Consider the following 25,462-nt stretch of genomic DNA (forward strand, 5'->3'; position numbering starts at 1 on the left):
CGGCGGCGCTCAGTTCACCTCCACTTGAACCACGCCCGGCACGGCGCGCAGTGCGCCGGCGATCGCGGGGGTCGCCTGGTACTTGCCGGGCAGGCGCACCTCGACCTCGCTGGCACCGTCGAGCATCAGGATCAGCGAGACCTCGCCCTCGCCGCGCAGGCCGAGCTGCTTCTGCACGGCCGGGATCGGGCGCTCGTCGCGCAGATAGATGCGCATCCCCTTCTGGTAGCGGGCGACCGCGGCATCCAGGGGTTCGGCGGTCTGGATGCGGGCGCGCACGTCCTCGCCCTCCAGGTTCGCCTGGAGCTGGAGCACCAGCGGCTTCCCGGGTTCGAGGATGTCCCGGTAATGGCCGAGCCCTTCCGAGAAGATGATCGCCTCGAAATGCCCGGTCTGGTCGGAGAGGGTGACGATGCCGAGCTTGTTGCCGCTCTTGGTGCGCCGCTCCGAGCGGTCGAGCACGGAGGCCGCCACCCGCCCGACGCTGGTCGTGCCCGCGCGCACCGAGCGGCAGAACTCGGCCCAGCTCTGCACCCGCAGCTTGCCGAGGAGATCACCGTACTCGTCGAGCGGATGGCCTGAGACGAAGAAGCCGATCGCCGCGTATTCCCGTTTCAGCTTGTCGGCCATCGGCCAGAGTTCGTGGGGCGGGATGCGCAGGGAGACCGTGTCCGAGGCGACGCCGCCGAACATGTCGCCGATGCCGGTCGATTCCGCCTCCGCCGCGCCCTGGGCGAGCTTCATCATCGGCTCGATCGCCGCGAAGGCCCGCGCCCGGTCCGGCTCGATACAGTCGAGGGCGCCGGCCTGGACGAGGCTTTCCAGCACGCGCTTGTTCACGGCGCGCGGGTTGAGGCGCCGGGCGAGGCAGGCCAGATCCTTGAACGGCTTGTCTCCGCGGGCCTGCACGATGGCGCGCACCGCCTCGCGGCCGACGCCCTTGATCGCGGCGAGCGCGTAGCGGATGTGCCCGTCATGCACCTCGAAGACCTCGCCCGAGGTGTTGATCGAGGGCGGATCCACCGGGATCTTGAGGCGCTGTGCGTCCTGCCGGAATTCGGCGAGCTTGTCCGTGTTGTCGATATCGAGCGTCATCGCCGCGGCGAGGAACTCGACCGGGTAATTCGCCTTCAGATAGGCCGTCTGGTAGGTCAGCAGCGCGTAGGCCGCCGCGTGGCTCTTGTTGAAGCCGTAATCGGCGAACTTCGCGAGCAGATCGAAGATCTCGTCGGCCTTGGCCTTGGTCAGATCGCGCTCGACGCAGCCCTTCACGAAGCGCTCGCGCTGCGCGTCCATCTCGGCGCGGATCTTCTTGCCCATGGCGCGGCGGAGCATGTCGGCCTCGCCGAGCGTGTAGCCGGCGAGGACCTTGGCGATCTCCATCACCTGTTCCTGGTAGACGATGATGCCGAAGGTCTCCTTCAGCATCGGCTCCAGCTTGGCGTGCGGATACCAGTTGGCCTCGTTGCCAGCGTCGCGGCCGAGCTTGCGCTCGCAATAGACCGGGATGTTGGCCATCGGGCCCGGCCGGTAGAGCGCCACCAGCGCGATGATGTCCTCGAACCGGTCGGCCTGCATCTCGCAGAGCGCCTTGCGCATGCCCGCCGATTCCACCTGGAACACGCCGACGGTCTCGCCCCGGCCCATCGGCTCGTAGGTCCCGCGATCGTCGAGAGGCAGCGAGGCGAGGTCGATGTCGATGCCGCGCTGCTTCAGCAAGTCGGTGCAGCAGCGCAGCATGGTGAGCGTCTTCAGGCCGAGGAAGTCGAACTTCACCAGCCCGGCCTGCTCGACCCATTTCATGTTGAACTGGGTCACCCGCATGCCCGTCTTCGGGTCTCGGTAGAGCGGGACCAGCTCCTCGAGCGGCCGGTCGCCGATCACGACGCCGGCGGCGTGGGTGGAGGCGTGCCGGTGCAGGCCTTCCAGCTTCTTGGCGATCTCCATCAGCCGGGCCACCACCGGCTCCTCCTCGATGGCGCTCTGCAGCTTCGGCTCGCCCTCGATGGCCTGGGCCAGCGTCACGGGATTGGCCGGGTTCTGCGGCACCAGCTTGGTCAGCTTGTCGACCTGCCCGTAAGGCATCTCCAGCACGCGGCCGACGTCGCGCAGCACGCCGCGCGCGAGCAGCGTGCCGAAAGTGATGATCTGCGCCACCTGCCGCTCGCCGTAGCGGCGCTGCACGTACTGGATCACGCTCTCGCGGCCCTCGACGCAGAAATCGATGTCGAAATCCGGCATCGAGACGCGCTCGGGGTTGAGGAAGCGCTCGAACAGCAGGCCGAAGCGGAGCGGGTCGAGGTCCGTGATGAGCAGCGACCACGCCACCAGCGAGCCGGCGCCCGAGCCGCGGCCGGGCCCGACGGGGATGTCGTGCGCCTTGGCCCACTTGATGAAGTCCGAGACGATCAGGAAGTAGCCCGGGAACTTCATCTTGACGATGACGTCGAGTTCGAAGGCCAGACGCTCGCGGTATTGCTGCTCGGTGAAGCCGGGTGCGGGCCCGTGCTTGGCGAGACGGGCCTCGAGGCCGGCCTCGGCCTGCCGGCGCAACTCGGTCGGCTCGTCGGCCGTGATCGCTTCCGCGACGGCGGTGGTCGCCTCGGCGGCGAGCGCCGCCTCCTGCGCCTGCTGGCTCTCGGCGAGGCCTTCGGGCGCGGCGCTGCCGAAATTCGGCAGGATCGGCTTGCGGGTGCGCACGCGGTAGGCGCAGCGCATGGCGATCTCGACGCTGGCCTGGAGCGCGTCCGGCAGGTCGCGGAACAGCTCCGCCATCTCCGCCCGCGTCTTGAATGCGTGGCGCGGGGTGAGCTTGCGGCGGCGGTCGTCCGAGACCACGCGCCCGTCCGCGATCGCGAGCAGCGCGTCGTGCGCGTCGTAGTCGCTGGGCTTGGCGAAGAAGGGCTCGTTCGCCGCGACCAGCGCGAGGCCGTGCGCGTCGGCGAGGTCGATCAGGCCGTCCTCGATCCGGCGCTCGTCCTCCAGGCCGTGACGCTGGATCTCCACGTAGAGCCTGTCCTCGCCGAAGGCCGCTTTCAGCCGGGCGAGCCGCGCCTCGGCGAGGTCGCGCCGCCCGGCCCGCAGCGCCGTGTCGAGGGGGCCGGTGAGGCCGCCGGTGAGCGCGATCAGGCCCCGTCCCGAATCGACCAGCGCGTCGGCGGCCACCCGCGGCGCCTCGCCGAGCGGCGTGTCGAAATAGGCCCGGCTGCCGAGGCGCAGCAGGTTGCCGTAGCCCTCCTCGTCCTGCGCCAGCAGCACGATGTTGGCCGAAGACGGCCCGGCGCGGCCCATCGGGTCGGCGGCCTCGAAGGTCACCGCGAGCTGGATGCCGGCGATCGGCTGGATGCCGGAGCCGGCGGCCTTCTCGGAGAATTCGAGCGCGCCGAACAGGTTGTTGGTGTCGGTGAGCGCGAGGGCCGGCTGCCGGTCGGCGATCGCCGCCTTCACGAGGTCGCCGACCTTCAGGGCGCCCTCGAGCAGGGAATAGGACGAGTGGACGTGGAGGTGGACGAAGCCGACCTCCTTGAGCTGACGCGCCATGACCGACCTTGCGATGGGTCGGACAGGGTGGCCGATCTGGCCCTCGGGAGTCTGTCACCGGGGGGCCGCACAGATGGCGTTATCAACCGATTCGACGCCCCGCCCGACCGGCAGTCCCCGCTTTCCGAGCCGAATGCGCGCGGGGGTCGGATTTCTGTGAACAAGTGCGGAACCTGGGAACGAACCGCGATTCCGTTGCGCGCCCTTAAGGCACGGGGGCCAAGGCTACGCCCCAGGCCGCCACCGCGACCGTGAGGAGACCGAAGGCCATGAACTCCGCCAGGCCGGTCATGAGGATCCGCTTGAGCATCTCGGCTGCCTCCTGAAGAACAAAACCAGTATGTTCGTGTTTTGTTCTTATGAGAAGGTTCGAGCGACGAGGACTTCCCGGCATGGTTACTGAGATCTGAACGCAGCCGCGACCTCCCGCCCGCGGCGCGCGGAGGCCTCTCACGTCGAAGGCGCGGCCGAGCGGACGGGCCGCCGCGGGGGCTTCAGTCGAGCTGGCGGATCAGGCCGTCCTGGATCGTCACCCGGCGGTCCATGCGGGCGGCGAGCTCCATGTTGTGGGTCGCGATCAGCGCCGCGAGGCCGGAGGCGCGCACCAGCGCCAGCAGGATCCCGAAGACGTGGGCCGCCGTCTGCGGATCGAGATTGCCGGTGGGCTCGTCGGCGAGCAGCAGGCGCGGCCCGTTGGCCACGGCGCGGGCGATGGCGACGCGCTGCTGCTCGCCGCCCGACAGCTCGGCCGGGCGGTGGATCAGCCGGTCCTTCAGCCCCAGGAACGAGAGCAGCTCGGTGGCTCGGACCCGCGCCTCCGCCTGCGGCAGGCCGCGGATGAGCTGGGGCATCACCACGTTCTCCAGCGCCGAGAATTCCGGCAGCAGGTGGTGGAACTGGTAGACGAAGCCCATCTCCTCGCGCCGGAACCGGGTGCGCTCGGCGTCGCTCATCGCCGCGGTCGGATGCCCGCCGACATAGACCTCGCCGCCATCCGGCCGCTCGAGAAGGCCAGCGAGGTGCAGCAGGGTCGACTTGCCGGCGCCCGAGGGCGCGACGAGCGCGACGAGCTCGCCCGGCCAGATCGCCAGGTCGGCCCCGCGCAGGATCTCGAGCGCGCCCTCGGCCTGCGGATAGCGCCGCTCCACGCGGGCGAAGAACAGGGCCGGCACCGGCTGGGCGCCAGTGGCATCTACGCTCATGCGGTCGGGTCCCTGAGTCTCAGCCGTAGCGCAGCGCCTGCACCGGATCGAGCCGGGCCGCGCGCCAGGAGGGATAGAGCGTCGCGACGAGCGACAGCAGGAAGGCGGTGATGACCACCACGACGACCTCGGCGGTGTTCATCTGCGCCGGGATCTCGGCGAGGAACCGCACGGTCGGATCCCAGGCCCCGGGGAAGAGCACGCGCTGGATCGGCTTGATGTTGAGGGTGATGACCACCCCGAGCACCAGCCCCGCCAGTGTGCCGACGAGCCCGATCAGGGCCCCGTTGATCAGGAAGACGCGCATGATCGTGCCGGGCGTGGCACCCATGGTGCGCAGGATCGCGATGTCGCTCGACTTGTCGCGCACCAGCAGGATCAGGCCGGAGACGATGTTGAGCGTCGCCACCACGACGATCAGGCTGAGGATCAGGAACATCACGTTCCGCTCGACCTCCAGCGCGCCGAAGAAGGTGCGGTTGCGCTGACGCCAGTCGGTGAACAGGATCGGCCGCTCGGCCGCCATCTCCAGGGGCTCGCGCATCGCGGCCACCTCGTCGGGATGATCGATGTAGATCTCGATCATCGTGACGTCGCCCTCCTTGTTGAAGAAGGCCTGCGACTCGGCGAGCGGCATGAAGACGAAGGTCGAATCGAACTCCGTCATGCCGATCTCGAAGATCGCCTTGACGGCGTAGCTCTTGGTCCGCGGCGCGGTGCCGAAGGGTGTGGTCGAGCCCTTCGGCGTCGAGAGGGTGATCGTGTCGCCGGCCTGGAGGCCCAGGCTGTCGGCCAGGCGCCGGCCGATGAGGACGCCCGAGCCGTCGTCGAAATCGGCGAGCGTGCCGCCGCGGATCGATTTCGAGACCGCGGCCATGGCGTCGAGATCCTCGGCCCGGATGCCGCGCACGAGGACGCCGCTGCCGCCATAGGGCGAGGAGGCGAAGGCCTGTCCCTCGACGAGGGGGATCGCCGCGCGCACGCCGGCGACCTTCGACAACCGGTCGGACAGGTCGGCGTAGTCGGTGAAGGTGCGGTCGATCGGCGTCGCGAAGACGTGGCCGTTGATGCCCACGATCTTCGACAGCAGCTCGGAGCGGAAGCCGTTCATCACCGAGAGCACGATGATGAGGGTGGCGACCCCGAGCGCGATGCCGAGCACGGAGAAGAAGGCCACGACCGAGACGCCGCCGCCGCGCCGCCGCGCCCGCAGGTAGCGGCCGGCGATGATCCACTCGAAGAGGGCGAACGGCGCTGTCGCGCCCGGACGCGGCGCGAGCGCGGCGAGCCGCTTCTTCCAGGCTGGTGTCGTCTCCGTCGCGCCGGCGCCCATCGCAGCCGCCTCAGACGCGCTTGATCCGGGCCACGAGGTCGACGGGCGCCAGCGTCTCGCGCTCGCCCCCCGCGCGCCGCTTCAGCTCGACCTTGCCCTCGGCCAGCCCCTTCGGCCCGACGACGACCTGCCAGGGCAAGCCGATCAGGTCGGCGGTGGCGAACTTCGCGCCCGGGCGCTCGTCGCGGTCGTCGTAGAGCACGGAGAGGCCCGCCGTCTCGAGTTGAGCCTGGATCTCCGCGCAGGCGGCGTCGGTGCCGGCATCACCGACCTTCAGGTTGATGAGCGCCACGTCGAAGGGCGCGACCGCATCCGGCCAGATGATGCCCGCCTCGTCGTGGCTCGCCTCGATGATCGCGGCCACGAGCCGGCTCGGACCGATGCCGTAGGAGCCCATATGGACCGGGCGCTCGATGCCGTCGGGACCCGTGACCTTGGCGCCCATCGGCTCGGAATACTTGGTGCCGAAATAGAAGATGTGTCCGACCTCGATGCCGCGGGCCGCCATGCGGCTCTCCTCGGCCACCTCGGCGAAGGCGTCCGGCTCGTGCATCTCGTCGGTGGCGGCGTAATGCGAGGTCCAGGCATCGACGAGGCCCTGGAGCCCGGCGACATCCTCGAAATCGGTGGTGGCCGGCGGGATCTCGAAATCGAGATAGGCCTTGTCGCAGAAGACCTCGCTCTCGCCGGTCTTGGCCAGGATGATGAACTCGTGGCTGAGGTCGCCACCGATCGGCCCCGTATCGGCGCGCATCGGGATCGCCTTCAGGCCGAGTCCCGCGAAGGTGCGGAGATAGGCCACGAACATGCGGTTATAGGCGTGGCGGGCGCCGGCCTGATCGAGATCGAAGGAGTAGGCATCCTTCATCAGGAACTCGCGCGAGCGCATGGTGCCGAAGCGTGGGCGGACCTCGTCGCGGAACTTCCAGGAGATCTGGTAGAGATTCTTGGGCATATCCTTGTAGGATCGCACGCTCGCGCGGAAGATCTCGGTGATGACCTCCTCCGCGGTCGGACCATAGAGCATCTCCCGGTCATGACGGTCCTTGAGGCGCAGCATTTCCTTGCCATAGGCCTCGTACCGGCCGGATTCGCGCCAGAGCTCGGCCGATTGCACGGTCGGCATCAGCAGCTCGACGGCTCCGGCACGGTCCTGCTCCTCGCGGATCACCGCGCAGACCTTGTTGAGCACCCGCAATCCCAGCGGCAACCACGCGTAGATGCCCGCCGCTTCCTGGCGGACGAGGCCGGCCCGCAGCATCAGGCGGTGGGAGACGATCTCCGCCTCCTTGGGCGTCTCGCGCAGGGTGGGGAGAAAATAGCGGGAGAGACGCATGGCGGTCCGATGGCGATCCGGGTGCAGCTGAGCACCGGGCGTAGGCCCGATGCCGTGGGCACACAACACATTGCCCCGGGAAAACACAAGCGTCGCGCGGGCTTGGCCATCGTCGCAGGGCCGTTTCGGCGCGCCCTGAGGTCCCGCCGCACACCCTTCGGCCGCGAGGGCAGTTGGAGACGCTCTTTCGGCGGCAAAAAAGAGCAAATTTCTGCCACGAGGGTCGTGACAGCACGAACTGTTGTTCCTATAAGCGTCGTCGCGATGTTTGCGACGCCCGCTTGAGGTGGCGCAGGGTCCGAGTCTCGGGAGGAAAACGCGACCGCCGCGCAGCCAATGCGCAGGTTCTCAAAGGTCCAGCCATCTACGGAACGTCTCACAAGCAAGGCCTCAGGCCTTGCTTTTTTGTTTTCAGACCCCGTTTGAATGCTGGCCGTGGGCGATCTGCCCGGATCTGGTCCCTGCGTGGTCCCGCCGACCGGGGGTGGCTGCGGCGGCCAGAGCCGTTCCCGATCGCATCGCAATCGAGAGAGCTTCTGGAGCATTTTCCACGATCCCTGGATCACGGAAAATGCTCTGTCTGTTTGATTGGGCCGCATCTTCTTTCGCGGAACCGGCGACCACTTCCGCGGAAAATGCTCTAGGTCATTGTTTTTACACGCTCTTTTGCCGAGCGGGTATCCATTTCGGCGGAGGGCGCTCTACAGACCGGCGAGCGGGAAGATCGCGAGCGCGGCCAGGAACACCGCTCCGGCGAACAGAGTGGTCCAGACCGCCTTCTCCCGCAGGCGCGGGGTCGCCGGCGCCCCGGGATCCTGCCCCGGCACGATGTGTTCGGGCCGGATCTCGGGCTGGTTGCGGATCGGCAGGATCGCGAACAGAAGCGTCCACCACACGACGAAGTAGAGCGCGGCGGCTCCGAACACGGTCAGTTTGAACAGCGCCACCGCCGCCGCCACGAAGGCGGCGACCAGCACGACGACCAGTGCGAGGGTCCGCCAGGTCGATTGCGCCACGGCTGCCAGGAGCCCGCTCACCGGATCAGACCTGCTCCAGCTCGACCAGGGTGCCGAGGAAGTCCTTCGGATGCAGGAACAGCACCGGCTTGCCGTGCGCGCCGATCTTCGGCTCACCGGTGCCGAGCACGCGGGCGCCCTGCGCCTTGAGCTTGTCGCGGGCGGCCAGGATGTCGTCGACCTCGTAGCAGACATGGTGGATGCCGCCGCCCGGATTGCGCTCGACGAAGGCGGCGATCGGCGAATCCTCACCCAGCGGCGACATCAGCTCGATCTTGCTGTTGGGCAGTTCCACGAACACCACCGTGACCCCGTGCTCGGGCTGCGGCAGCGGCGGCTTCACGGTGGCGCCCAGCGTGTCGCGATAGGTGGCGACCGCCGCGTCGAGGTCGCGCACGGCGATGGCCACATGGTTCAGGCGCCCGATCATAGTCCCACTCCCCATTGTTGCGGCGGAGCCCTGCGGGGCCGCCTGCTCTGTTCTATGCCGTACCAGCGGCGATCCGAAGAGTCGCCGCGCCGGCCCATTCTACGGGACCGGCGCGGCGCGCAGCATCGGACTTTCGTCGGCCGGACCGTCAGAGCCGCACACGATCGCGTTGCAATCGGGTGCGGCTCTAAGCTCTTGTTGTGATGCGCCCTCTTTCGCCGAACCGGCATCCACGTTGGCGGAGGGTGCTTTAGACCACCTCACAAAACTCCCGGCGGCCGGGAGATCTCCCTCTGGGCACGACGGCACAGCGGGAGCTTTGCGAGAGGCTCTTAGACCTCGACGACCTGGATGTGGCAGGCGGGCTTCTTGCCCCAGGCCTCGTTGAGGGCCGTGCGGATCGCGCGGTCCACCGCCTTCTCGACGCCCTCCGAATCCTTCAGCTTGCCTCGCGAGAGGCCGCCGAGCGTGTCGGTCACGGCATCGACCACCACGTCGATCAGCGCCTGACCGCCGCGGCTGCGGTTCGGCAGGCCGATGATGTCGACCGCGGGCTCGCCGAGCACGACGCCGTCCTCATCGATGGCGATCGCGACCGAGACCAGGCCCGCCTGGGCGAGCTTACGCCGCTCGGGGACCGCGCGGTCCTTGTCGTCGATGAGGATGTTGCCGTCCTTGAACAGGCGGCCGGCCTTGACGTGCTCCACCACCTCCGGCTTGCCGGGCGCGAGGCGAACCAAGCTGCCGTTGCGCGCCTTGACCACGTTGCCGACGCCCTGCGCCCGGGCGAACCGGGCGTGCTCGTCGAGATGCAGCGCCTCGCCGTGGACCGGGATCGCCGTCTGGGGCCGGGTCCACGCATACATCTGCACCATCTCGTCGCGGCGCGGATGGCCGGAGACGTGGACGAGCTCGGTGCGGTCGGTGATGACCTCGACCCCCTGCTCGATCAGGTCGTTGATGATGGAGCCGACATCGCGCTCGTTGCCGGGGATGGCGCGCGAGGAGAAGATCACCTGGTCGCCGCCGGCGAGCTGGATGTCGGGATGGTCGCGGCGCGAGACCCGGGCGAGCGCCGCGCGCGGCTCGCCCTGCGAGCCCGTGAGCAGGGCCACGACGCGCTCGCGGGGGAGGTTCCGCCACGAATCGGAGCGGCGGAACTCGGGCAGGCCGTCGAGATAGCCGCATTCCCGTGCCACATCGATGACGCGGTCCATGGCGCGCCCGACCGCGATGACCTCGCGCCCGCAGGCCTGCGCCGCCTCGGCCACGGCCCGGATGCGGGCCACGTTGGAGGCGAAGGTCGTCACCGCGACGCGGTGAGGCGCCTCGGCGATGAGCTTGCGCAGCGTCTGCGACACCTCAGCCTCCGACGGCGAGAAGCCCTCGCGCACGACGTTGGTCGAGTCGCAGACGATCGCCAGCACGCCCTCGTCGCCGAGCGCCTGGAAGGCGGCGGCCTCGGTGACGTTCCCGGCCACCGGATTGGGATCGATCTTCCAGTCGCCGGTATGCAGCACGAGGCCGGCCTTGGTCCGGATCGCCACCGCATTCGATTCCGGGATCGAGTGCGAGACCGGCACGAAGTCCAGCTCGAACGGGCCCACCGTGACGCGCTTGCCGGGCTTCACCTCGCGCAGCTCGACCTTGGGCGCGCCGGGCTCGCCGAGACGCCGCGCCTCCAGCAAATTCTTGGCGAAGCGCGTGGCGTAGACCGGCACCTTGAGGCGCGGCCACAGCTCGCTGATCGCGCCGATATGGTCCTCGTGCGCGTGCGTGATGAAGATGCCGAGGAGATCCTTCCGCCGCTCCTCGATGAAGGAGAGATCCGGGAACATCAGGTCGATGCCGGGCATCGCCTCTTCGCCCGCGAATCCCATTCCGCAATCGATCATGATCCATTTGCGGCCCTTCTCCGGCCCGAATCCGTAGAGCGCCGCGTTCATGCCGATCTCGCCCACCCCGCCCAGCGGCAGGAAGACGAGCTCGTCCTGTCCAGTCGTCATCGTCCGTCGTCCAATCTCACGCCGCCGTCGCGGCCGTTCCAAAATGCACCTCGCCCGCCGTCACGGTGTGTCGCGTGTCGTCCGGGGCGTGGATGACGAGCCGCCCCCCCTCGTCGATCCCATCGAAGCGGCCCCGAAGGGTCACTGTGCCGGTCTCCACCGCGATCGGCCCGCCGAGCCCCGCGGCGCGCGCCAGCCAGCGCTGGCGGATGCCCGCGAATCCCCGGCCGCGATCCCAGGCCGAGGCCACAGCTGCGAACCGGTCGCTCAGATGCGCCAGCAGGGCGCCCGCATCCGTCACGTAGCCGGATCCGGCGAGCGAGGCCGCCCGGTCGATCTGCGTAGCCGGCACCCCGGCGACGTTGACGCCGAAGCCGATCACCACCGCGCGCCGCCTGCCGGGCAAGGTCTCGGTCTCCAGCAGGATCCCCGCGAGCTTGGCCGAGCCGATCAGCACGTCGTTCGGCCATTTCAGCCGGAAAGGTCGTTCCGCCCCCGCCTCGGTGACATCCGGCGCAGTGCCGCAGGCCGCGCCGAGCGCCTCGGTGAGGGCCCCCCCCGCCACGAAACCGAGCGTTGCGAGCTGCTCGGGCTCGATTCCCGTCGCCGGCCACAGCACGCTCGCCGCGAGATTGCCCGGAACCGAATCCCAGACATTGCCCCGGCGCCCGCGGCCGGCCTCCTGTCGCCGCGCCGCGATCCAGAGCGGACCAGCCTCCCCGGCACGCGCGAGCGCCATCGCCTCCGCGTTCGTCGACCCGAGCCGGTCGTGAACGTGGAGGCGATGGCCCGAATCCCTGGCGCCGCTGCCGAGACGATAGCCCGTCGATAGATCGGCCAAAGCGCTCAGAACAGCGATTTGGCGGCCGCTCCCGCCGCGCCGACGAGAGGCGACGGCAGCAGCCAGAACAGGATCACGACGATGCTCGACAGGGTCAGCACGATCAGCGAGCCGGCCGGCATGGCCTCGTAGGGTGCCTTCGGCTCGTCGAAATACATGATCCGCACCACGCGCAGGTAGTAGTAGGCGCCGACCACGCTGGTCACCACGCCGATCACCGCGAGCACCACGAGGCCCGCCTTGATGGCGGCGGCGAACACGTAGAACTTGGCGAAGAACCCGGCCAGCGGCGGGATGCCGGCCAGCGAGAACATCATCATCGCGAGGCAGAACGCCATCCAGGGATGGGTGCGCGAGAGGCCCGACAGGTCCTCGATCGACTCGAACATCTCGTCGCGACGGCGCATCGACAGGATGATCGCGAAGGCGCCGAGCGTCATCGCCAGGTAGATGATCATGTAGATCACCACGCCGCGGATGCCCTCCTCGGAGCCGGCGGCGAGGCCGATCAGGGCGTAGCCGATATTGCCGATCGAGGAATACGCCATCAGGCGCTTGATGTTGCGCTGGCCGATCGCGGCGAAGGAGCCGAGCGCCATCGAGGCGATCGCGATGAAGACGATGATCTGCTGCCAGATCGCGGTCACGTCCGGCAGGGCGCCGATGAAGACCCGCACGGTCATCGCCACCGCGGCCATCTTCGGCGCCGAGGCGAAGAAGGCGGTGACCGGCGTCGGCGAGCCCTCGTAGACGTCGGGCGTCCACATGTGGAACGGCACCGCCGACATCTTGAAGGCCATGGCCGCGGCCACGAACACGATGCCCAGCACGATGCCGAAGCCGGCATTCTCGTTCAGCACCGAGACGATGCCCGGGAAGGAGACCGTGCCGGTGAAGCCGTAGATCAGCGACGCGCCGTAGAGCAGCATGCCCGACGACAGGGCACCGAGGACGAAGTACTTCAAGCCCGCCTCGGTCGACTTCAGATCGTCGCGGTGGAACGAGGCGATGACGTAGGCGGCGAGCGATTGCAGCTCGAGGCCGAGATAGAGCGCGATCAGGTCGTTGGCCGAGACCATGACCATCATGCCGATCGTGCAGAGCACGATCAGGATCGGATATTCGAAGCGGTCGATGCGCGCGCGCTGGAAGTAGTCGCGCGAGAGCAGGATGGCGGCCGCCGAGCCCAGCAGCACCAGCGCCTTCATCACCTTGGCGAAGCCGTCCTGGATGAAGGCGCCCGACAGCGTCGTCACCTTGGTGCCGGGCGCCTGCCCGATCACCACGAAGAAGGCGAGGACGAGCAGGATCAGCGCGCCCACATTGACGCCCTCGGTGGAGCGCTCGCCGCGGAAGGCGCCGTAGAGGATCAGCACCATCACCCCGACGCTCAGGATGATCTCGGGGATGAGCGGCGCCAGGGTGGGCAGGACGGAGTGCACGGTCGGCATCGGTGATCTCAGCGCGCGAGCGGCAGCGCCGCGGCCGCGGTCTGCGTGTTCGAGAGGGCGGTGCGGATGCCGGCCATCAGCTGCTCCGTCGAGGGCGCGAACACGTCCAAGATCGGGGCCGGATGGACGCCGTAATAGATCGTCAGGGCAACGAGCGGCGCGAGGATGATCTTCTCACGGGTATCGAGGTCGAGGATGCCCTGCAGGTTCGGCTTCTCCAGCTTCCCGTAGATCACCCGCGCGTAGAGCCAGAGCGCATAGCCGGCCGACAGGATGATGCCGAACACCGAGAAGAAGGCGACCGTCGGGTTGGCCTTGAAGGCCCCCATCATGGCCAGGAACTCGCCGACGAAGCCGGAGGTGCCGGGCAGGCCGACATTGGCCATGGTGAAGACCATCATCGCCGCCGCGTAAAGCGGCATGCGCTTCACGAGGCCGCCATAGGCCGCGATCTCGCGGGTGTGCATGCGGTCGTAGACCACGCCGACGCAGAGGAAGAGCGCGCCCGACACGATGCCGTGCGAGATCATCAGGAACAGCGCGCCCTGGATGCCCTGCTCGTTCAGCGTGAACAGGCCGAGCGTCACGAAGCCCATATGCGCCACCGACGAGTAGGCGATCAGCTTCTTGATGTCGGTCTGCATCATCGCGGTGAGCGAGGTGAAGATGATTGCGACGATGGAGAGCGCGAAGACCAGCGGCGCGAAGTTATGGCTCGCGTCTGGCAGCATGGGCAGCGAGATCCGGATGAAGCCGTAGCCGCCCATCTTGAGCAGGATGCCGGCCAGGATCACCGAACCCGCGGTCGGCGCCTCGACGTGGGCGTCGGGGAGCCAGGTATGGACCGGCCACATCGGCATCTTCACCGCGAAGGAGGCGAAGAAGGCGAGCCACAGCCAGGTCTGCAGATGGGCCGGGAAGCGGGTCTGCAGCAGGGTCGGGATGTCGGTCGTGCCGGCCTGCCAGTACATCGCCATGATGGCGAGCAGCATCAGCACCGAGCCCAGCAGGGTGTAGAGGAAGAACTTGAAGCTGGCGTAGATGCGCCGCTTGCCGCCCCAGATGCCGATGATCAGGAACATCGGGATCAGGCCGGCCTCGAAGAAGAGGTAGAACAGCACCAGATCGAGGGCGCAGAACACGCCGATCATCGTCGTCTCGAGGACGAGGAAGGCGACGAAGTATTCCTTCACGCGGGTGTCGATCGAGTGCCACGACGCGCCGATGCAGAACGGCATCAGGAAGGTCGTCAGCAGCATCAGCGGCATCGAGAAGCCGTCGACGCCGAGCTTGAACCGGATGCTCTCCGTCAGCCAAGCGTGGCTCTCGACGAGCTGGAAGCTCGGCGAGGACGGGTCGTAGCGGTTCCAGGCGACCAGCGAGAGCAGGAAGGTCACGATCGTCGTCGCGAGCGCAGCCCAGCGGGCATTGCGCTTCACACTCTCCTCGTCACCGTTGAGGGTGAGGATGAAGGCCGCGCCGCAGAGCGGGACGATCAGGAGGCCGGAGAGGATCCCGAGGCCGAACATCAGTGGGCACCTTTGGGCAGGCCGGTCATCAGGTACCAGCTGATCAGGCCGGCGACGCCGATGAGCATCACGAAGGCGTAGTGGTAGACGTAGCCGGTCTGGAAGCGGACCACGCCGCGGGTGACGTCCACCACGCGGGCGGCGATGCCGTCGGGACCGGCGCCATCGATGGCGCGGCCATCGACCTGCTTCCACAGGAACAGGCCGAAGTCTTTGGCCGGCCGGACGAAGATCCGGTCGTAGATCTCGTCGAAGTACCACTTGTTGAGCAGGAACCGGTACAGGACGGGCTGCTGCTCGGCGAGCCGGTGGGGCATGTCGGGCCGGCGGATATACATCCAGAAGGCGACGAGGAAGCCGAGCACCAGCATCACGAAGGGCGAGAGAGAGACCCAGCGCGGCGCGTTGTGGATCTCGTGCATGATGTGGTTGTCGGGCCCGTGCGCCAGGGCGTGGCCCCAGAAGGCATCCATGCCGTCGCCGATGAACTTGTTCTTGAAGACGAGGCCCGCCAGCAGCGCGCCGACTGCGAGCACGGCGAGCGGGATCGTCATCACGAGCGGGCTCTCGTGGGGCGTGTGCGGACCGTGGTCGTGATGCTCGATCGTGCTGTGCGAGGCGGGCTCGACATCGTGGCCGTGATCGTCGTGGGCGACGCCCTCGTGATGGCCCGGCGCACCGTCCGCCTCATGCGCGGTCGCGGCATGGGCGACCGCATGCGCCGCGGCCGGGGCGTGGTGGTCGTCGTGACCATGCGCATCGTGGGCGTGCGCGCCGTGGCCGGCCCAGCGCGCCTTGCCCTCGAAGGTCATGAAGAACAGGCGCCAGGAGTAGAACGAGGTGAAGAAGGCCGCGATAACGGTGGCGAAGAAGGCCAGCGTGTGCCCCGGCCGGGTCGACATGTAGGCCGCCTCGATGATGGCGTCCTTCGAGTAGTACCCGGCCGTGAAGGGGAAGCCGATCAGGGCCAGCGTCCCGATCGCCATCATCGCCGTGGTGAAGGGGATGTAGGGGCGCAGCGCGCCCATGTTCCGCATATCCTGCTCGTGGTGCATCGCGTGGATGACCGAGCCGGCCCCGAGGAACAGCAGCGCCTTGAAGAAGGCGTGGGTGAACAGATGGAACACGCCGGCCGCGTAGGCGCCGACGCCCAGCGCCACGAACATGTAGCCGAGCTGCGAGCAGGTCGAGTAGGCGATGACGCGTTTGATGTCGTTCTGCACGAGGCCGACGGTGGCGGCGAAGAAGGCGGTGATGCCGCCGATCACGGTGACGACGATCAGCGCATTCGGGGCGAGCTCGAAGAGCGGCGACAGGCGCGCGACCATGAACACGCCGGCGGTGACCATGGTGGCGGCATGGATGAGCGCCGAGACCGGGGTCGGGCCCTCCATCGCGTCCGGCAGCCAGGTGTGCAGCAGAAACTGCGCCGACTTGCCCATCGCACCCATGAACAGGAGCAGGCAGGCGAGCGTCAGGGCGTGCCAGTCGTAGCCGAGGAAGTGGAAGCTCGCGTCCTTGAACTCCTCGACGCGCGGGAAGATGCCGTCGAAGGCGACCGAACCGAACAGCACGAAGACCAGGAAGATGCCCAGCGAGAAGCCGAAATCGCCGACGCGGTTGACGATGAAGGCCTTCATCGCGGCGGCGTTCGCCGAAGGCTTCTCGTACCAGAAGCCGATCAGCAGGTAGGAGGCGAGGCCGACGCCCTCCCAGCCGAAGAACATCTGCACGAGGTTGTCGGCCGTCACCAGCATCAACATGGCGAAGGTGAACAGCGACAGGTAGGCGAAGAAGCGCGGCCGATGCGGATCCTCGTGCATGTAGCCGACGGAGTAGAGATGCACGAGGGTCGAGACCGAGGTCACGACGACGAGCATCACCTTGGTCAGCGTGTCGATCCGGAAGGCCCAATCGACGGTGAGGCTGCCGGCGGTGAACCAGGTCGCGACCTGCACGCGCGTCGCGTGCTCGCCGTCGATGAAGACGCCCCAGGCGAGCAGCGCCGAGAAGGCGAGGCATGCCGTGGTGACGTACTCGCTCGCCCGCGCGCCGATGAAGCGCCCGAACAGACCGGCGATCAGCGCACCGATGAGCGGGAAGAAGACGATCGCGTGATACATCGTTCTCGTGCAGTCCGGCCTCGGGGGCGGCGATGCCGCGCCCCGCGTTTCGGGGACAGGGCGAAGCGGGAAAGACCGCCTCTAGCCCTTCATCATGCTCACGTCCTCGACCGCGATCGAGCCGCGGTTGCGGAAGAAGACCACCAGGATGGCGAGGCCGATCGCGGCCTCGGCGGCGGCGACCGTGAGAACGAACAGGGCGAAGACCTGCCCCGTGATGTCGTTCAAGTGGGTCGAGAACGCCACCAGGTTGATGTTCACCGCGAGCAGGATCAGCTCCACGGACATCAGGATCACGATGATGTTCTTGCGGTTGATGAAGATGCCGAGCACGCCGAGCGTGAACAGGATCGCAGCGACCGTCAGGTAATGGCTCAGGCCGATCATGTGCTTTGCCCTTATCCCGCCGCTCAGACCTCGACGCCCTGGCGTGAGGGGACCTTGATGGTCTCGACCGCCGTCGCCTGGGTACGCGCGTTCTGCACGGCGATGTTCTGCCGCTTGACGCCGGGCCGGTCGCGCAGGGTCAGCACGATCGCGCCGATCATCGCCACCAGCAGGATCAGGCCGGCGAGCTGGAAGAAGTAGACGTATTCCGTGTAGAGCACCCGGCCGAGGGCGGCCGTGTTGGTCATGTTCTCGCCGGCCGCCACGTTGCCGAGCGGCGCCTGCACCAAGCCCGGATCGATGGTCCAGGAGCCGACGACGAGCAGGATCTCGATCAGAAACACGACGCCGATCAGGCCGCCCACCGGCAGGTAGCGCTGGAAGCCGTTGCGCAGCTCGGCGAAGTCCACGTCGAGCATCATCACGACGAAGAGGAACAGCACCGCGACCGCGCCGACATAGACGACGATCAGGATCATCGCGAGGAACTCGGCGCCCATCAGCACGAACAGGCCGGCCGCGTTCACGAAGGCGAGGATCAGGAAGAGGACGGAGGTGACGGGATTGCGCGAGGCAATCACCATGAAGCCCGAGGCGATGGCGACGCCCGCGAACAGGTAGAAGAAGGCGGCTGCTGCGGTCATGCGCGTGTCGGGTCGGCCGCGTGCGCGGCCCCTTCTGCCTCGTGGGACGAACGGCCAGCGCGGGCTGGCCGTCCTATAGAACCGGGTCCCGCGCCGCACAAGGTTCGGAAGCCTCGGCGCAGGGGACGCGTGACCGCCTCAGCGGTAGGGCGCGTCCATCGCGATGTTGCGGGCGATCTCGCGCTCCCAGCGGTCGCCGTTCAGAAGGAGCTTCTGCTTGTCGTAGAGCAGCTCCTCGCGGGTCTCGACGGAGAACTCGAAGTTCGGCCCCTCGACGATGGCGTCCACCGGGCAGGCCTCCTGGCACATGCCGCAATAGATGCATTTCACCATGTCGATGTCGTAACGGGTCGTGCGCCGCGTGCCGTCGTTGCGGCGCGGGCCCGCCTCGATGGTGATGGCCTGAGCCGGGCAGATCGCCTCGCAGAGCTTGCAGGCGATGCAGCGCTCCTCGCCGTTCGGATAACGGCGCAGGGCGTGCTCGCCGCGGAAGCGCGGCCCGCGGTGACCCATCTCGAAGGGGTAGTTGATCGTCGCCTTCGGCTTGAAGAAGTATTTCATGGCGAGGACGAACCCCGACACGAACTCCTTGAGCAGCAGGCTCCGGGCGACCTGATCGAGCTTCATGCCCGAATCTCCGATTGTGCTGGCATCACGCTCCCGGCGCGAGGCCGGTGAGCTTGAGGACGAAGGCCACGACGATCACCGAGATCAGCGACAGGGGCAGGAACACCTTCCAGCCGAGCCGCATGAGCTGATCGTAGCGGTAGCGCGGAACCATGGCCTTCACCATGGCGATCATGAAGAACAGGAAGCTCGCCTTCAGCGCGAACCAGATCACGCCCGGCACCCAGGTGAAGGGCGCGAACGGGATCGGCGAGAGCCAGCCGCCGAGGAAGAGCACCGTGCCGAGCGCGCACATGGTCATGATGGCCACGTACTCGCCGAGCATGAAGAGCAGGTACGGGGTCGAGGAATACTCGACCATGTAGCCGGCCACGAGCTCCGATTCGGCCTCGGGCAGGTCGAAGGGCGGGCGGTTCGTCTCTGCGAGCGCCGAGATGAAGAACACCACGAACATCGGGAACAGCCACAGCCAGTACCAGCCGAAGAGGCCGAGCGCCGTGTCCTGCGCCATGACGATGCGCGAGAGGTTGAGCGAGCCGGCGCAGAGCAGCACGCAGATGATGACGAAGCCGAGCGAGACCTCGTAGGAGATCATCTGCGCGGCCGAGCGCAGCGCGCCGAGGAAGGCGTATTTCGAGTTCGACGCCCAGCCGCCCATGATGACGCCGTACACGCCGAGCGACGAGATCGCGAAGATATAGGTGATGCCGACATTGATGTCGGCGATCGCCCAGCCCTCGGCCAGTGGGATCACGGCCCAGGAGGCCAGCGCCAGCGTCGCGAAGACCAGGGGCGCCAACAGGTAGATGCCCTTGTTGGCCCCGGCCGGGATCACCGGCTCCTTGATCACGAACTTGATCAGGTCGGCGAAGGACTGGAACAGGCCGAAGGGCCCGACCACGTTCGGGCCGCGGCGCAGCTGCACCGCCGCCCAGATCTTGCGGTCGGCGAGCAGCGCATAGGCGATGAAGACGAGGAGCAGCGCGAGGAGCACGAAGCTCTTCAGCGTGATCAGGAGCACGGTCCCGATGACGTCCCAGGTGGTCATAGGGCCTCCTACTCGGCCGCCTCGAGCGCGCGCCCGCGGGCGAGGCTCGAGCATTCGGCGAGCACCCGCGAGGCGCGGGCGATGGGGTTGGTGAGATAGAAGTCGCGCACCGGCGAGGCGAAGGCGCCGCGGGCGCCCTCCCCGCTCCGGCTCGCCAGCTGCTCGATCGCGCCGGCCACGTCGGACTGTGCGACCGCGCCGAGGGCGGCGAAATGCGGGTGCTCGGCGTAGAGCGCGCGGCGCAGCGCGGTCAGCGAATCGTAGCCGAGCTTGTGACCGAGCACGTCCGAGAGGGCGCGCAGGATCGCCCAGTCCTCGCGGGCGTCGCCCGGCGGGAAGCCGGCGCGGTTCGTCATCTGCACGCGGCCCTCCGTGTTCACGTAGGTCGCGTTCTTCTCGGTATAGGCAGCGCCCGGCAGGATCACGTCGGCGCGCTGCGCGCCGCGGTCGCCGTGGGTGCCCTGGTAGATGACGAAGGGGCCGGGCGCGATCTCGCACTCGTCGGCGCCGAGATTGAACAGCACGTCGACGCCGCCGCCGACGATCCCTGTGAAGTCGAGGCCGCCCTCACCCGGCACGAAGCCGAGATCGAGGGCACCGACGCGGGCCGCGGCGTTGTGGAGGATGCCGAAGCCGTTCCACTCGGGCGTCACCGCGCCGACCGCCTGGGCGAGGCTCGCCGCCGCCGCAAGCACGCCGGGCTGGTTCGCCGCCGATTCGCCCACCACGATGAGCGGGTGCTGCGCCGCCTTCAGGGCCTCGAGGAAGCTGTGTTCGCCGCGGGCAAGCGCCGCGAGCGACTCCGGCCCCGCGCCGATCTGGACATGGGGATAGGTCAGATCCGCCGGCTCGCCGATCAGGCCCACCGCGAGGGGCGCCATGCGCCAGCGCTTGCGGATGCGGACGTTGAGGAGCGAGGCCTCGAGCCGCGGGTTGGTGCCCACGAGCAGGATCGCGTCGGCCTGCTCGATGCCGGGAATGGTCGGGTTGAAGGTGTAGGCCGCGCGGCCCAGCGCCGGATCGAGGCCGGGTCCGGCCTGCCGGCAATCGAGATGGGCCGTGCCGAGGCCCACCATCAGCTGCTTGAGGGCGAAGACCTCCTCCACGGCGGCGAGATCGCCGACCACGGCGCCGATGCGCTTCAGATCCGTTCCCTTGATCTTATTCGCGATCGCCTGGAACGCCTCGCCCCACGAGGCCGGACGCAGGCGGCCGTTCTCCCGCAGGAACGGCCGGTCGAGGCGCTGCACGCGCAGACCGTCCACCGCGTGACGGGTCTTGTCGGAGATCCACTCCTCGTTGATGTCCTCGTTGACGCGCGGCTCGATCTGCATGACCTCGCGGCCGCGGGCATCGACGCGGATCGCCGAGCCCACCGCATCCATCACGTCGATCGATTCGGTCTTGGACAATTCCCAGGGCCGGACATTGTAGCTCTGCGGCTTGTGCACGAGCGCGCCCACCGGGCAGAGATCGGCCACGTTGCCCTGAAGCTCCGAGCCCATCGCCTGCTCGAGATAGCTCGTGATCTCCATGTCCTCGCCGCGGCCGATGGCGCCGAGATCCGGCACGCCGGCCACTTCCGCCAGGAAGCGCACGCAGCGGGTGCAGTGGATGCAGCGGTTCATCGCCGTCCGCACCAGCGGGCCGATATACTTCTCCTCGACCGCGCGCTTGTTCTCCTTGTAGCGCGTCGAATCGACCCCGTAGGCCATCGCCTGGTCCTGCAGGTCGCAATGGCCGCCCTGGTCGCAGATCGGGCAGTCGAGCGGATGGTTGATGAGGAGGAACTCCATCACCCCCTCGCGCGCCTTCTTCGTCCCGCCCGACCGCGTCAGCACCTCCGGCGGCTCGCCATTGGGACCCGGCCGGCAATCCTTCACCGCGTAGGCGCAGGAGGCGACGGGCTTGGGCGCGCCCTTCAGCTCGACCAGGCACATGCGGCAATTGCCGGCGATCGACAGGCGCTCGTGGAAGCAGAAGCGCGGGATCTCCGCGCCCGCGACCTCGCAGGCCTGGAGCAGCGTGTACTCGGCCGGGACGTCAACCTCGATGCCGTCGACGAGAATTTTCGTCATCTGTCTTTCTCGGGCTCGGACTGCGCGGGCGCGGAGCGGATCACTCCGCGGCCATCGGCACGGGGTCCGTGTGCGGGTTGGCGGTGTAACGGTCGATGCGCTTCTCGATCTCGGGCCGGAAGTGCCGGATCAGGCCCTGGACCGGCCACGCGGCGGCGTCGCCCAGCGCGCAGATGGTGTGGCCCTCGATCTGCTTCGTCACCTCGAACAGCATGTCGATCTCGCGCTTCTGCGCGCGGCCATGGGCCATGCGGGTCAGCACGCGCCACATCCAGCCGGTGCCCTCGCGGCAGGGCGTGCACTGGCCGCACGACTCATGCTTGTAGAAGTACGAGATCCGCGTGATGGCCTCGACGATATCGGTGGATTTGTCGAGTACGATCACCGCCGCGGTGCCGAGGCCGGAGCCGAGGCCGCGGAGGGTGTCGAAATCCATCTTGGCGTCGATGATCTGCTCGGCCGGCACCAGCGGCACCGAAGAGCCGCCGGGGATCGAGCAGAGCAGGTTGTCCCAGCCGCCGCGCATGCCGCCGCAATGGCGGTCGACCAGCTCGCGGAAGGTGATGCCGAGCTCTTCCTCGACGTTGCAGGGCTTGTTGACGTGGCCGGACACGCAGAACAGCTTCGTGCCGGTGTTGTTCTTGCCGCCCAGCCCCGCGAACCAGGCGCCGCCGCGGCGCAGGATGGTGCCGGCGACAGCGATCGACTCGACGTTGTTGACCGTCGTGGGGCAGCCGTAGAGGCCCATATTGGCCGGGAACGGCGGCTTGAGCCGGGGCATGCCCTTCTTGCCCTCGAGGCTCTCCAAGAGGGCTGTCTCCTCGCCGCAGATATAGGCGCCCGCGCCGTGGTGGACGTAGATGTCGAAGGGATAGCCGTGGACGTTGTCCTGGCCGACGAGCCGCGCCTCGTAGGCCTCGTCGACGGCCTTCTGCAGGGCATGCTTCTCCGCGACGTACTCACCGCGGATATAGACGTAGCAGGCATGCGCCCCCATCGCGAAGGAGGCGAGCATGCAACCTTCGATCAGGAGATGCGGGTCGTGCCGCATGATCTCCCGGTCCTTGCAGGTGCCGGGCTCCGACTCGTCGGCGTTGACCACGAGGTAGTGGGGGCGCCCGTCCGACTTCTTCGGCATGAACGACCATTTGAGGCCCGTCGGGAAGCCGGCGCCGCCGCGGCCGCGCAGGCCAGAGGCCTTCATCTCCTCGATGATCCAGTCGCGGCCCATCTCCAGGAGGAACTTGGTTCCGTCCCAGGCGCCGCGCTTCTTCGCGGCTTCGAGCCCCGGCGAATGGAGGCCGTAGAGGTTGGTGAAGATGCGATCCTGATCGGAGAGCATGTCAGATCCTCACTGCCCCGACGGAGCCAGGGCCTTCGCCTGGCCGACCCAGTTCTCGCGATCGATCCGCCCGGGGAACGCGAGATAGGTGCCGACCCACGCGATCTCCGCAGGGCTCCAGGCGGCGATCTGGTCGAAATGGAAGATGCCGAGCTCGTTCAGCTTGGTGCGGTTGCCCGGACCGATTCCCTTGATCCGGGTCAGGTCGTCGGGCATGCCGGCGCGCGCCGCGTCGAGGGCCTTCGGCCGTGTGCCGACCGCGTCGGCCTTCTGTTCGGGGCTCGCATCCTTCGGAAGGGTCGCGAGCGTGTCGGCGACGCGGGCCTCCTCGGCCTCGGCCGTTTTCTCGGCGTCACTCGCGCCCGAGGTGGCGGGAGCGGGCGGCGGCACGTCGCGCGCGAGGGCGGATTGCGCTCCGGCCTCGGCGCCGGCCGGCTCCAGGTCCTTGATCGCCTTCGGGGCATCCGCGCCCTCGGCCGCATCGGCGCGGTCGCCGGCCTTCACCGGCGTCTCTCCCGCCGCGGCGCGCTGGGCCGGCGCGTCCGTCGACGGCCGCTCGATGGCGCGGCCCGCATCGGGATGGGCCGGCTTCGGTTCCACGGCCGCGCGCTGCTCGGAGGATCTCGCCTCGTCGCCGCCATCGGCGGCCTGAGTCTGCTCGAAGCGCTTCCGCCACGCGCCGACACGGGAGCCGTCGAACAGGGTCGGATCGGTCAGCGTGTCCGCGCCGCCCAGCGGCTCGGAGGCGTTGCGGCCCGTCTGCGAGCCGACCTTCACAGGCCGGCCGGCCGCCAGATCGTCCATCAGCGTGCCGAGGGATTCGGGCGTCAGGTCCTCGTAATAGTCCTGATTGATCTGGACCATCGGCGCGTTGCAGCAGGCGCCGAGACACTCGACCTCGAGCCAGGAGAAGTTGCCGTCCGCATCGACATGGCCGGGGGGGCCGAGCCGCTCGTGCAACATCTCCTTGAGCCCGCGCGCGCCACAGGAATCGCACGGGACCGTGCCGCAGACCTGGATCCAGTAGCGGCCGACCGGCTCAAGGGCGAACATCGTGTAGAAGGTGGCGACCTCCAGCACGCGGATATGCGGCATGCCGAGCGTGTCGGCGACCGCCTCGATCGCCTTCTGCGGCAGCCAGCCGCCGTTCTGCTCCTGGGCGCGCCAGAGCAGCGGGATCACGGCCGAGGCCTGGCGCCCCTCTGGGTACTTGGCGATCTGCCCCTTCACCCACGCATCGTTCTCCGGCGTGAACGCGAAGCTCGCGGGCTGCTCGGCGGCGGGGGCTAGTCTGCGGTTGGCCATCGTCTCTTCCGAACTCGTCCGGCTCTAGCGGTCCACCTCGCCGAACACGATGTCGAGTGTGCCGAGCACGCAGGACACGTCGGCAAGGAGGTGGCCGCGGCACATCCAGTCCATCGCCTGGAGATGGGCGAAGCCGGGAGCGCGGATCTTGCAGCGGTACGGCTTGTTGGTCCCGTCCGAGACCAGATACACGCCGAATTCGCCCTTGGGGGCCTCGACCGCGGCGTAGACCTCGCCGGGCGGGACATGGAAGCCTTCGGTGTAAAGCTTGAAGTGGTGGATGAGCGCCTCCATCGAGCGCTTCATCTCCCGGCGCGGCGGCGGCGCGAACTTGCCGTCGATGGCCGCGATCGGGCCCTGGCCGGCCGGCTCGCGCAGCTTCGCGCAGCACTGCTTCATGATGCGCACCGACTGGCGCATCTCCTCCATGCGGATCACCTGACGGTCGTAGGTGTCGCCGTTCTTCCCGACCGGAACGTCGAACTCCATCTCCTCGTAGGCTTCGTAGGGCTGTGCCTTGCGCAGATCCCACGGGATGCCGGAGCCGCGCACCATCACGCCCGAGAAGCCCCAGGCCATGCACTCGTCCACCGAGACGATGCCGATATCGACATTGCGCTGCTTGAAGATGCGCGAGCCCATGACGAGCTCGTCGAGGTCGTCGACCACCTGCGGGAAGGTCTCGCAGAAGGCCTCGATGTCGTCGATCAGCTTGGGCGGCAGGTCCTGGTGCACGCCGCCGGGGCGGAAGTAGTTGGCGTGCATGCGCGCCCCCGAGGCGCGCTCGTAGAAGATCATCAGCTTCTCGCGCTCCTCGAACCCCCAGAGCGGGGGCGTGAGCGCGCCGACATCCATGGCCTGCGTCGTGACGTTGAGGAGATGGGAGAGCAGCCGGCCGATCTCGCAGTAGAGGGTCCGGATCAGCTTGGCCCGGCGCGGCACCTCGATCCCGGCGAGCCGCTCGATCGCGAGGCAGAAGGCGTGCTCCTGATTCATCGGCGCGACGTAGTCGAGCCGGTCGAAATAGGGCGTCGCCTGCAGGTAGGTCTTGTACTCGATCAGTTTCTCGGTGCCCCGGTGCAGGAGGCCGATATGCGGGTCGACCCGCTCGACCACCTCGCCGTCGAGTTCCAGCACGAGGCGCAGCACGCCGTGCGCCGCCGGGTGCTGCGGTCCGAAATTGATCGCGAAGTTACGGATGTTGTGTTCGGTCATGGCCGCGCC

19 protein-coding genes are annotated in these 25,462 nt (G+C 68.1%); all 19 read right to left on the bottom strand.

Features of this window, described 5'->3' with window-relative positions:
* Positions 1 to 9: 9 nt before the first annotated feature.
* The 19 genes from dnaE to MET9862_RS04765 all read right to left on the bottom strand — a co-directional run bounded on the left by dnaE (position 10) and on the right by MET9862_RS04765 (position 25,453).
* Complete coding sequence (gene dnaE, locus MET9862_RS04675; RefSeq protein WP_142581947.1) at positions 10 to 3,540, bottom strand: DNA polymerase III subunit alpha; 3,531 nt, start codon at positions 3,538 to 3,540, stop codon at positions 10 to 12.
* A gap of 494 nt (positions 3,541 to 4,034) precedes the next feature.
* Positions 4,035 to 4,742 carry an ABC transporter ATP-binding protein gene (locus MET9862_RS04680; RefSeq protein ID WP_142581948.1) on the bottom strand — a complete coding sequence of 236 codons (708 nt, stop codon included), beginning with the start codon at positions 4,740 to 4,742 and terminating at the stop codon, positions 4,035 to 4,037.
* Between the two features lie 19 nt (positions 4,743 to 4,761).
* Positions 4,762 to 6,075, bottom strand: a complete 1,314-nt coding sequence (locus MET9862_RS04685) for a lipoprotein-releasing ABC transporter permease subunit (protein ID WP_142581949.1) — start codon at positions 6,073 to 6,075, stop codon at positions 4,762 to 4,764.
* Positions 6,076 to 6,085: 10 nt separating this feature from the next.
* Entirely contained in the window at positions 6,086 to 7,411 is a 1,326-nt protein-coding gene (proS, locus tag MET9862_RS04690) for a proline--tRNA ligase (protein WP_142581950.1), read from the bottom strand.
* A gap of 701 nt (positions 7,412 to 8,112) precedes the next feature.
* Entirely contained in the window at positions 8,113 to 8,448 is a 336-nt protein-coding gene (locus tag MET9862_RS04695) for a DUF1467 family protein (RefSeq protein WP_244612569.1), read from the bottom strand.
* Positions 8,449 to 8,452: 4 nt separating this feature from the next.
* Positions 8,453 to 8,857 (bottom strand): methylmalonyl-CoA epimerase, encoded by a 405-nt coding sequence (gene mce, locus MET9862_RS04700; RefSeq protein WP_142581951.1) that lies wholly within the window; start codon positions 8,855 to 8,857, stop codon positions 8,453 to 8,455.
* A gap of 332 nt (positions 8,858 to 9,189) precedes the next feature.
* Entirely contained in the window at positions 9,190 to 10,863 is a 1,674-nt protein-coding gene (locus MET9862_RS04705; RefSeq protein ID WP_142581952.1) for a ribonuclease J, read from the bottom strand.
* A 16-nt stretch (positions 10,864 to 10,879) separates the two neighbouring features.
* Positions 10,880 to 11,704 carry a biotin--[acetyl-CoA-carboxylase] ligase gene (locus MET9862_RS04710; protein WP_280178950.1) on the bottom strand — a complete coding sequence of 275 codons (825 nt, stop codon included), beginning with the start codon at positions 11,702 to 11,704 and terminating at the stop codon, positions 10,880 to 10,882.
* Between the two features lie 5 nt (positions 11,705 to 11,709).
* A complete protein-coding gene (gene nuoN / locus MET9862_RS04715) occupies positions 11,710 to 13,155 on the bottom strand; it encodes an NADH-quinone oxidoreductase subunit NuoN (protein ID WP_142581954.1) in 1,446 nt (481 codons plus the stop codon).
* A gap of 8 nt (positions 13,156 to 13,163) precedes the next feature.
* Positions 13,164 to 14,684, bottom strand: a complete 1,521-nt coding sequence (locus MET9862_RS04720) for an NADH-quinone oxidoreductase subunit M (RefSeq protein ID WP_142581955.1) — start codon at positions 14,682 to 14,684, stop codon at positions 13,164 to 13,166.
* Positions 14,684 to 16,807 (bottom strand): NADH-quinone oxidoreductase subunit L, encoded by a 2,124-nt coding sequence (nuoL, locus tag MET9862_RS04725; protein ID WP_142581956.1) that lies wholly within the window; start codon positions 16,805 to 16,807, stop codon positions 14,684 to 14,686. The genes MET9862_RS04720 and nuoL overlap by 1 nt, the downstream gene beginning before the upstream one ends.
* Before the next feature lie 81 nt (positions 16,808 to 16,888).
* Positions 16,889 to 17,194 carry an NADH-quinone oxidoreductase subunit NuoK gene (gene nuoK / locus MET9862_RS04730; protein ID WP_066921598.1) on the bottom strand — a complete coding sequence of 102 codons (306 nt, stop codon included), beginning with the start codon at positions 17,192 to 17,194 and terminating at the stop codon, positions 16,889 to 16,891.
* A gap of 23 nt (positions 17,195 to 17,217) precedes the next feature.
* Entirely contained in the window at positions 17,218 to 17,838 is a 621-nt protein-coding gene (locus MET9862_RS04735; protein ID WP_142581957.1) for an NADH-quinone oxidoreductase subunit J, read from the bottom strand.
* A gap of 138 nt (positions 17,839 to 17,976) precedes the next feature.
* Entirely contained in the window at positions 17,977 to 18,465 is a 489-nt protein-coding gene (gene nuoI / locus MET9862_RS04740; protein ID WP_066921602.1) for an NADH-quinone oxidoreductase subunit NuoI, read from the bottom strand.
* 25 nt (positions 18,466 to 18,490) lie between these two features.
* Complete coding sequence (gene nuoH / locus MET9862_RS04745) at positions 18,491 to 19,513, bottom strand: NADH-quinone oxidoreductase subunit NuoH (protein WP_142581958.1); 1,023 nt, start codon at positions 19,511 to 19,513, stop codon at positions 18,491 to 18,493.
* Positions 19,514 to 19,521: 8 nt separating this feature from the next.
* Positions 19,522 to 21,591, bottom strand: coding sequence for an NADH-quinone oxidoreductase subunit NuoG (gene nuoG, locus MET9862_RS04750; RefSeq protein ID WP_142581959.1), 2,070 nt, complete (start codon positions 21,589 to 21,591; stop codon positions 19,522 to 19,524).
* Between the two features lie 40 nt (positions 21,592 to 21,631).
* A complete protein-coding gene (gene nuoF, locus MET9862_RS04755) occupies positions 21,632 to 22,933 on the bottom strand; it encodes an NADH-quinone oxidoreductase subunit NuoF (RefSeq protein WP_142581960.1) in 1,302 nt (433 codons plus the stop codon).
* Between the two features lie 9 nt (positions 22,934 to 22,942).
* The gene (gene nuoE, locus MET9862_RS04760) at positions 22,943 to 24,238 is read right to left on the bottom strand and encodes an NADH-quinone oxidoreductase subunit NuoE (protein ID WP_142581961.1); all 1,296 of its coding nucleotides are present in this window, start codon (positions 24,236 to 24,238) and stop codon (positions 22,943 to 22,945) included.
* Positions 24,239 to 24,262: 24 nt separating this feature from the next.
* Positions 24,263 to 25,453 (bottom strand): NADH-quinone oxidoreductase subunit D, encoded by a 1,191-nt coding sequence (locus MET9862_RS04765; protein ID WP_142581962.1) that lies wholly within the window; start codon positions 25,451 to 25,453, stop codon positions 24,263 to 24,265.
* Between the last annotated feature and the right edge of the window lie 9 nt (positions 25,454 to 25,462).

The organism is Methylobacterium symbioticum, from assembly GCF_902141845.1.
GTDB classification, from domain to species: domain Bacteria; phylum Pseudomonadota; class Alphaproteobacteria; order Rhizobiales; family Beijerinckiaceae; genus Methylobacterium; species Methylobacterium symbioticum.

What these genes read in the sequence shown, in the direction of transcription:
- dnaE (WP_142581947.1), bottom strand. Translation starts at nt 3,540, where the DNA reads ATGGCGCGTCAGCTCAAGGAGGTCGGCTTCGTCCACCTCCACGTCCAC.
- MET9862_RS04680 (WP_142581948.1), bottom strand. Translation starts at nt 4,742, where the DNA reads ATGAGCGTAGATGCCACTGGCGCCCAGCCGGTGCCGGCCCTGTTCTTC.
- MET9862_RS04685 (WP_142581949.1), bottom strand. Translation starts at nt 6,075, where the DNA reads ATGGGCGCCGGCGCGACGGAGACGACACCAGCCTGGAAGAAGCGGCTC.
- proS (WP_142581950.1), bottom strand. Translation starts at nt 7,411, where the DNA reads ATGCGTCTCTCCCGCTATTTTCTCCCCACCCTGCGCGAGACGCCCAAG.
- mce (WP_142581951.1), bottom strand. Translation starts at nt 8,857, where the DNA reads ATGATCGGGCGCCTGAACCATGTGGCCATCGCCGTGCGCGACCTCGAC.
- MET9862_RS04705 (WP_142581952.1), bottom strand. Translation starts at nt 10,863, where the DNA reads ATGACGACTGGACAGGACGAGCTCGTCTTCCTGCCGCTGGGCGGGGTG.
- nuoN (WP_142581954.1), bottom strand. Translation starts at nt 13,155, where the DNA reads ATGCCGACCGTGCACTCCGTCCTGCCCACCCTGGCGCCGCTCATCCCC.
- MET9862_RS04720 (WP_142581955.1), bottom strand. Translation starts at nt 14,684, where the DNA reads ATGTTCGGCCTCGGGATCCTCTCCGGCCTCCTGATCGTCCCGCTCTGC.
- nuoL (WP_142581956.1), bottom strand. Translation starts at nt 16,807, where the DNA reads ATGTATCACGCGATCGTCTTCTTCCCGCTCATCGGTGCGCTGATCGCC.
- nuoK (WP_066921598.1), bottom strand. Translation starts at nt 17,194, where the DNA reads ATGATCGGCCTGAGCCATTACCTGACGGTCGCTGCGATCCTGTTCACG.
- MET9862_RS04735 (WP_142581957.1), bottom strand. Translation starts at nt 17,838, where the DNA reads ATGACCGCAGCAGCCGCCTTCTTCTACCTGTTCGCGGGCGTCGCCATC.
- nuoI (WP_066921602.1), bottom strand. Translation starts at nt 18,465, where the DNA reads ATGAAGCTCGATCAGGTCGCCCGGAGCCTGCTGCTCAAGGAGTTCGTG.
- nuoH (WP_142581958.1), bottom strand. Translation starts at nt 19,513, where the DNA reads ATGACCACCTGGGACGTCATCGGGACCGTGCTCCTGATCACGCTGAAG.
- nuoG (WP_142581959.1), bottom strand. Translation starts at nt 21,591, where the DNA reads ATGACGAAAATTCTCGTCGACGGCATCGAGGTTGACGTCCCGGCCGAG.
- nuoF (WP_142581960.1), bottom strand. Translation starts at nt 22,933, where the DNA reads ATGCTCTCCGATCAGGATCGCATCTTCACCAACCTCTACGGCCTCCAT.
- nuoE (WP_142581961.1), bottom strand. Translation starts at nt 24,238, where the DNA reads ATGGCCAACCGCAGACTAGCCCCCGCCGCCGAGCAGCCCGCGAGCTTC.
- MET9862_RS04765 (WP_142581962.1), bottom strand. Translation starts at nt 25,453, where the DNA reads ATGACCGAACACAACATCCGTAACTTCGCGATCAATTTCGGACCGCAG.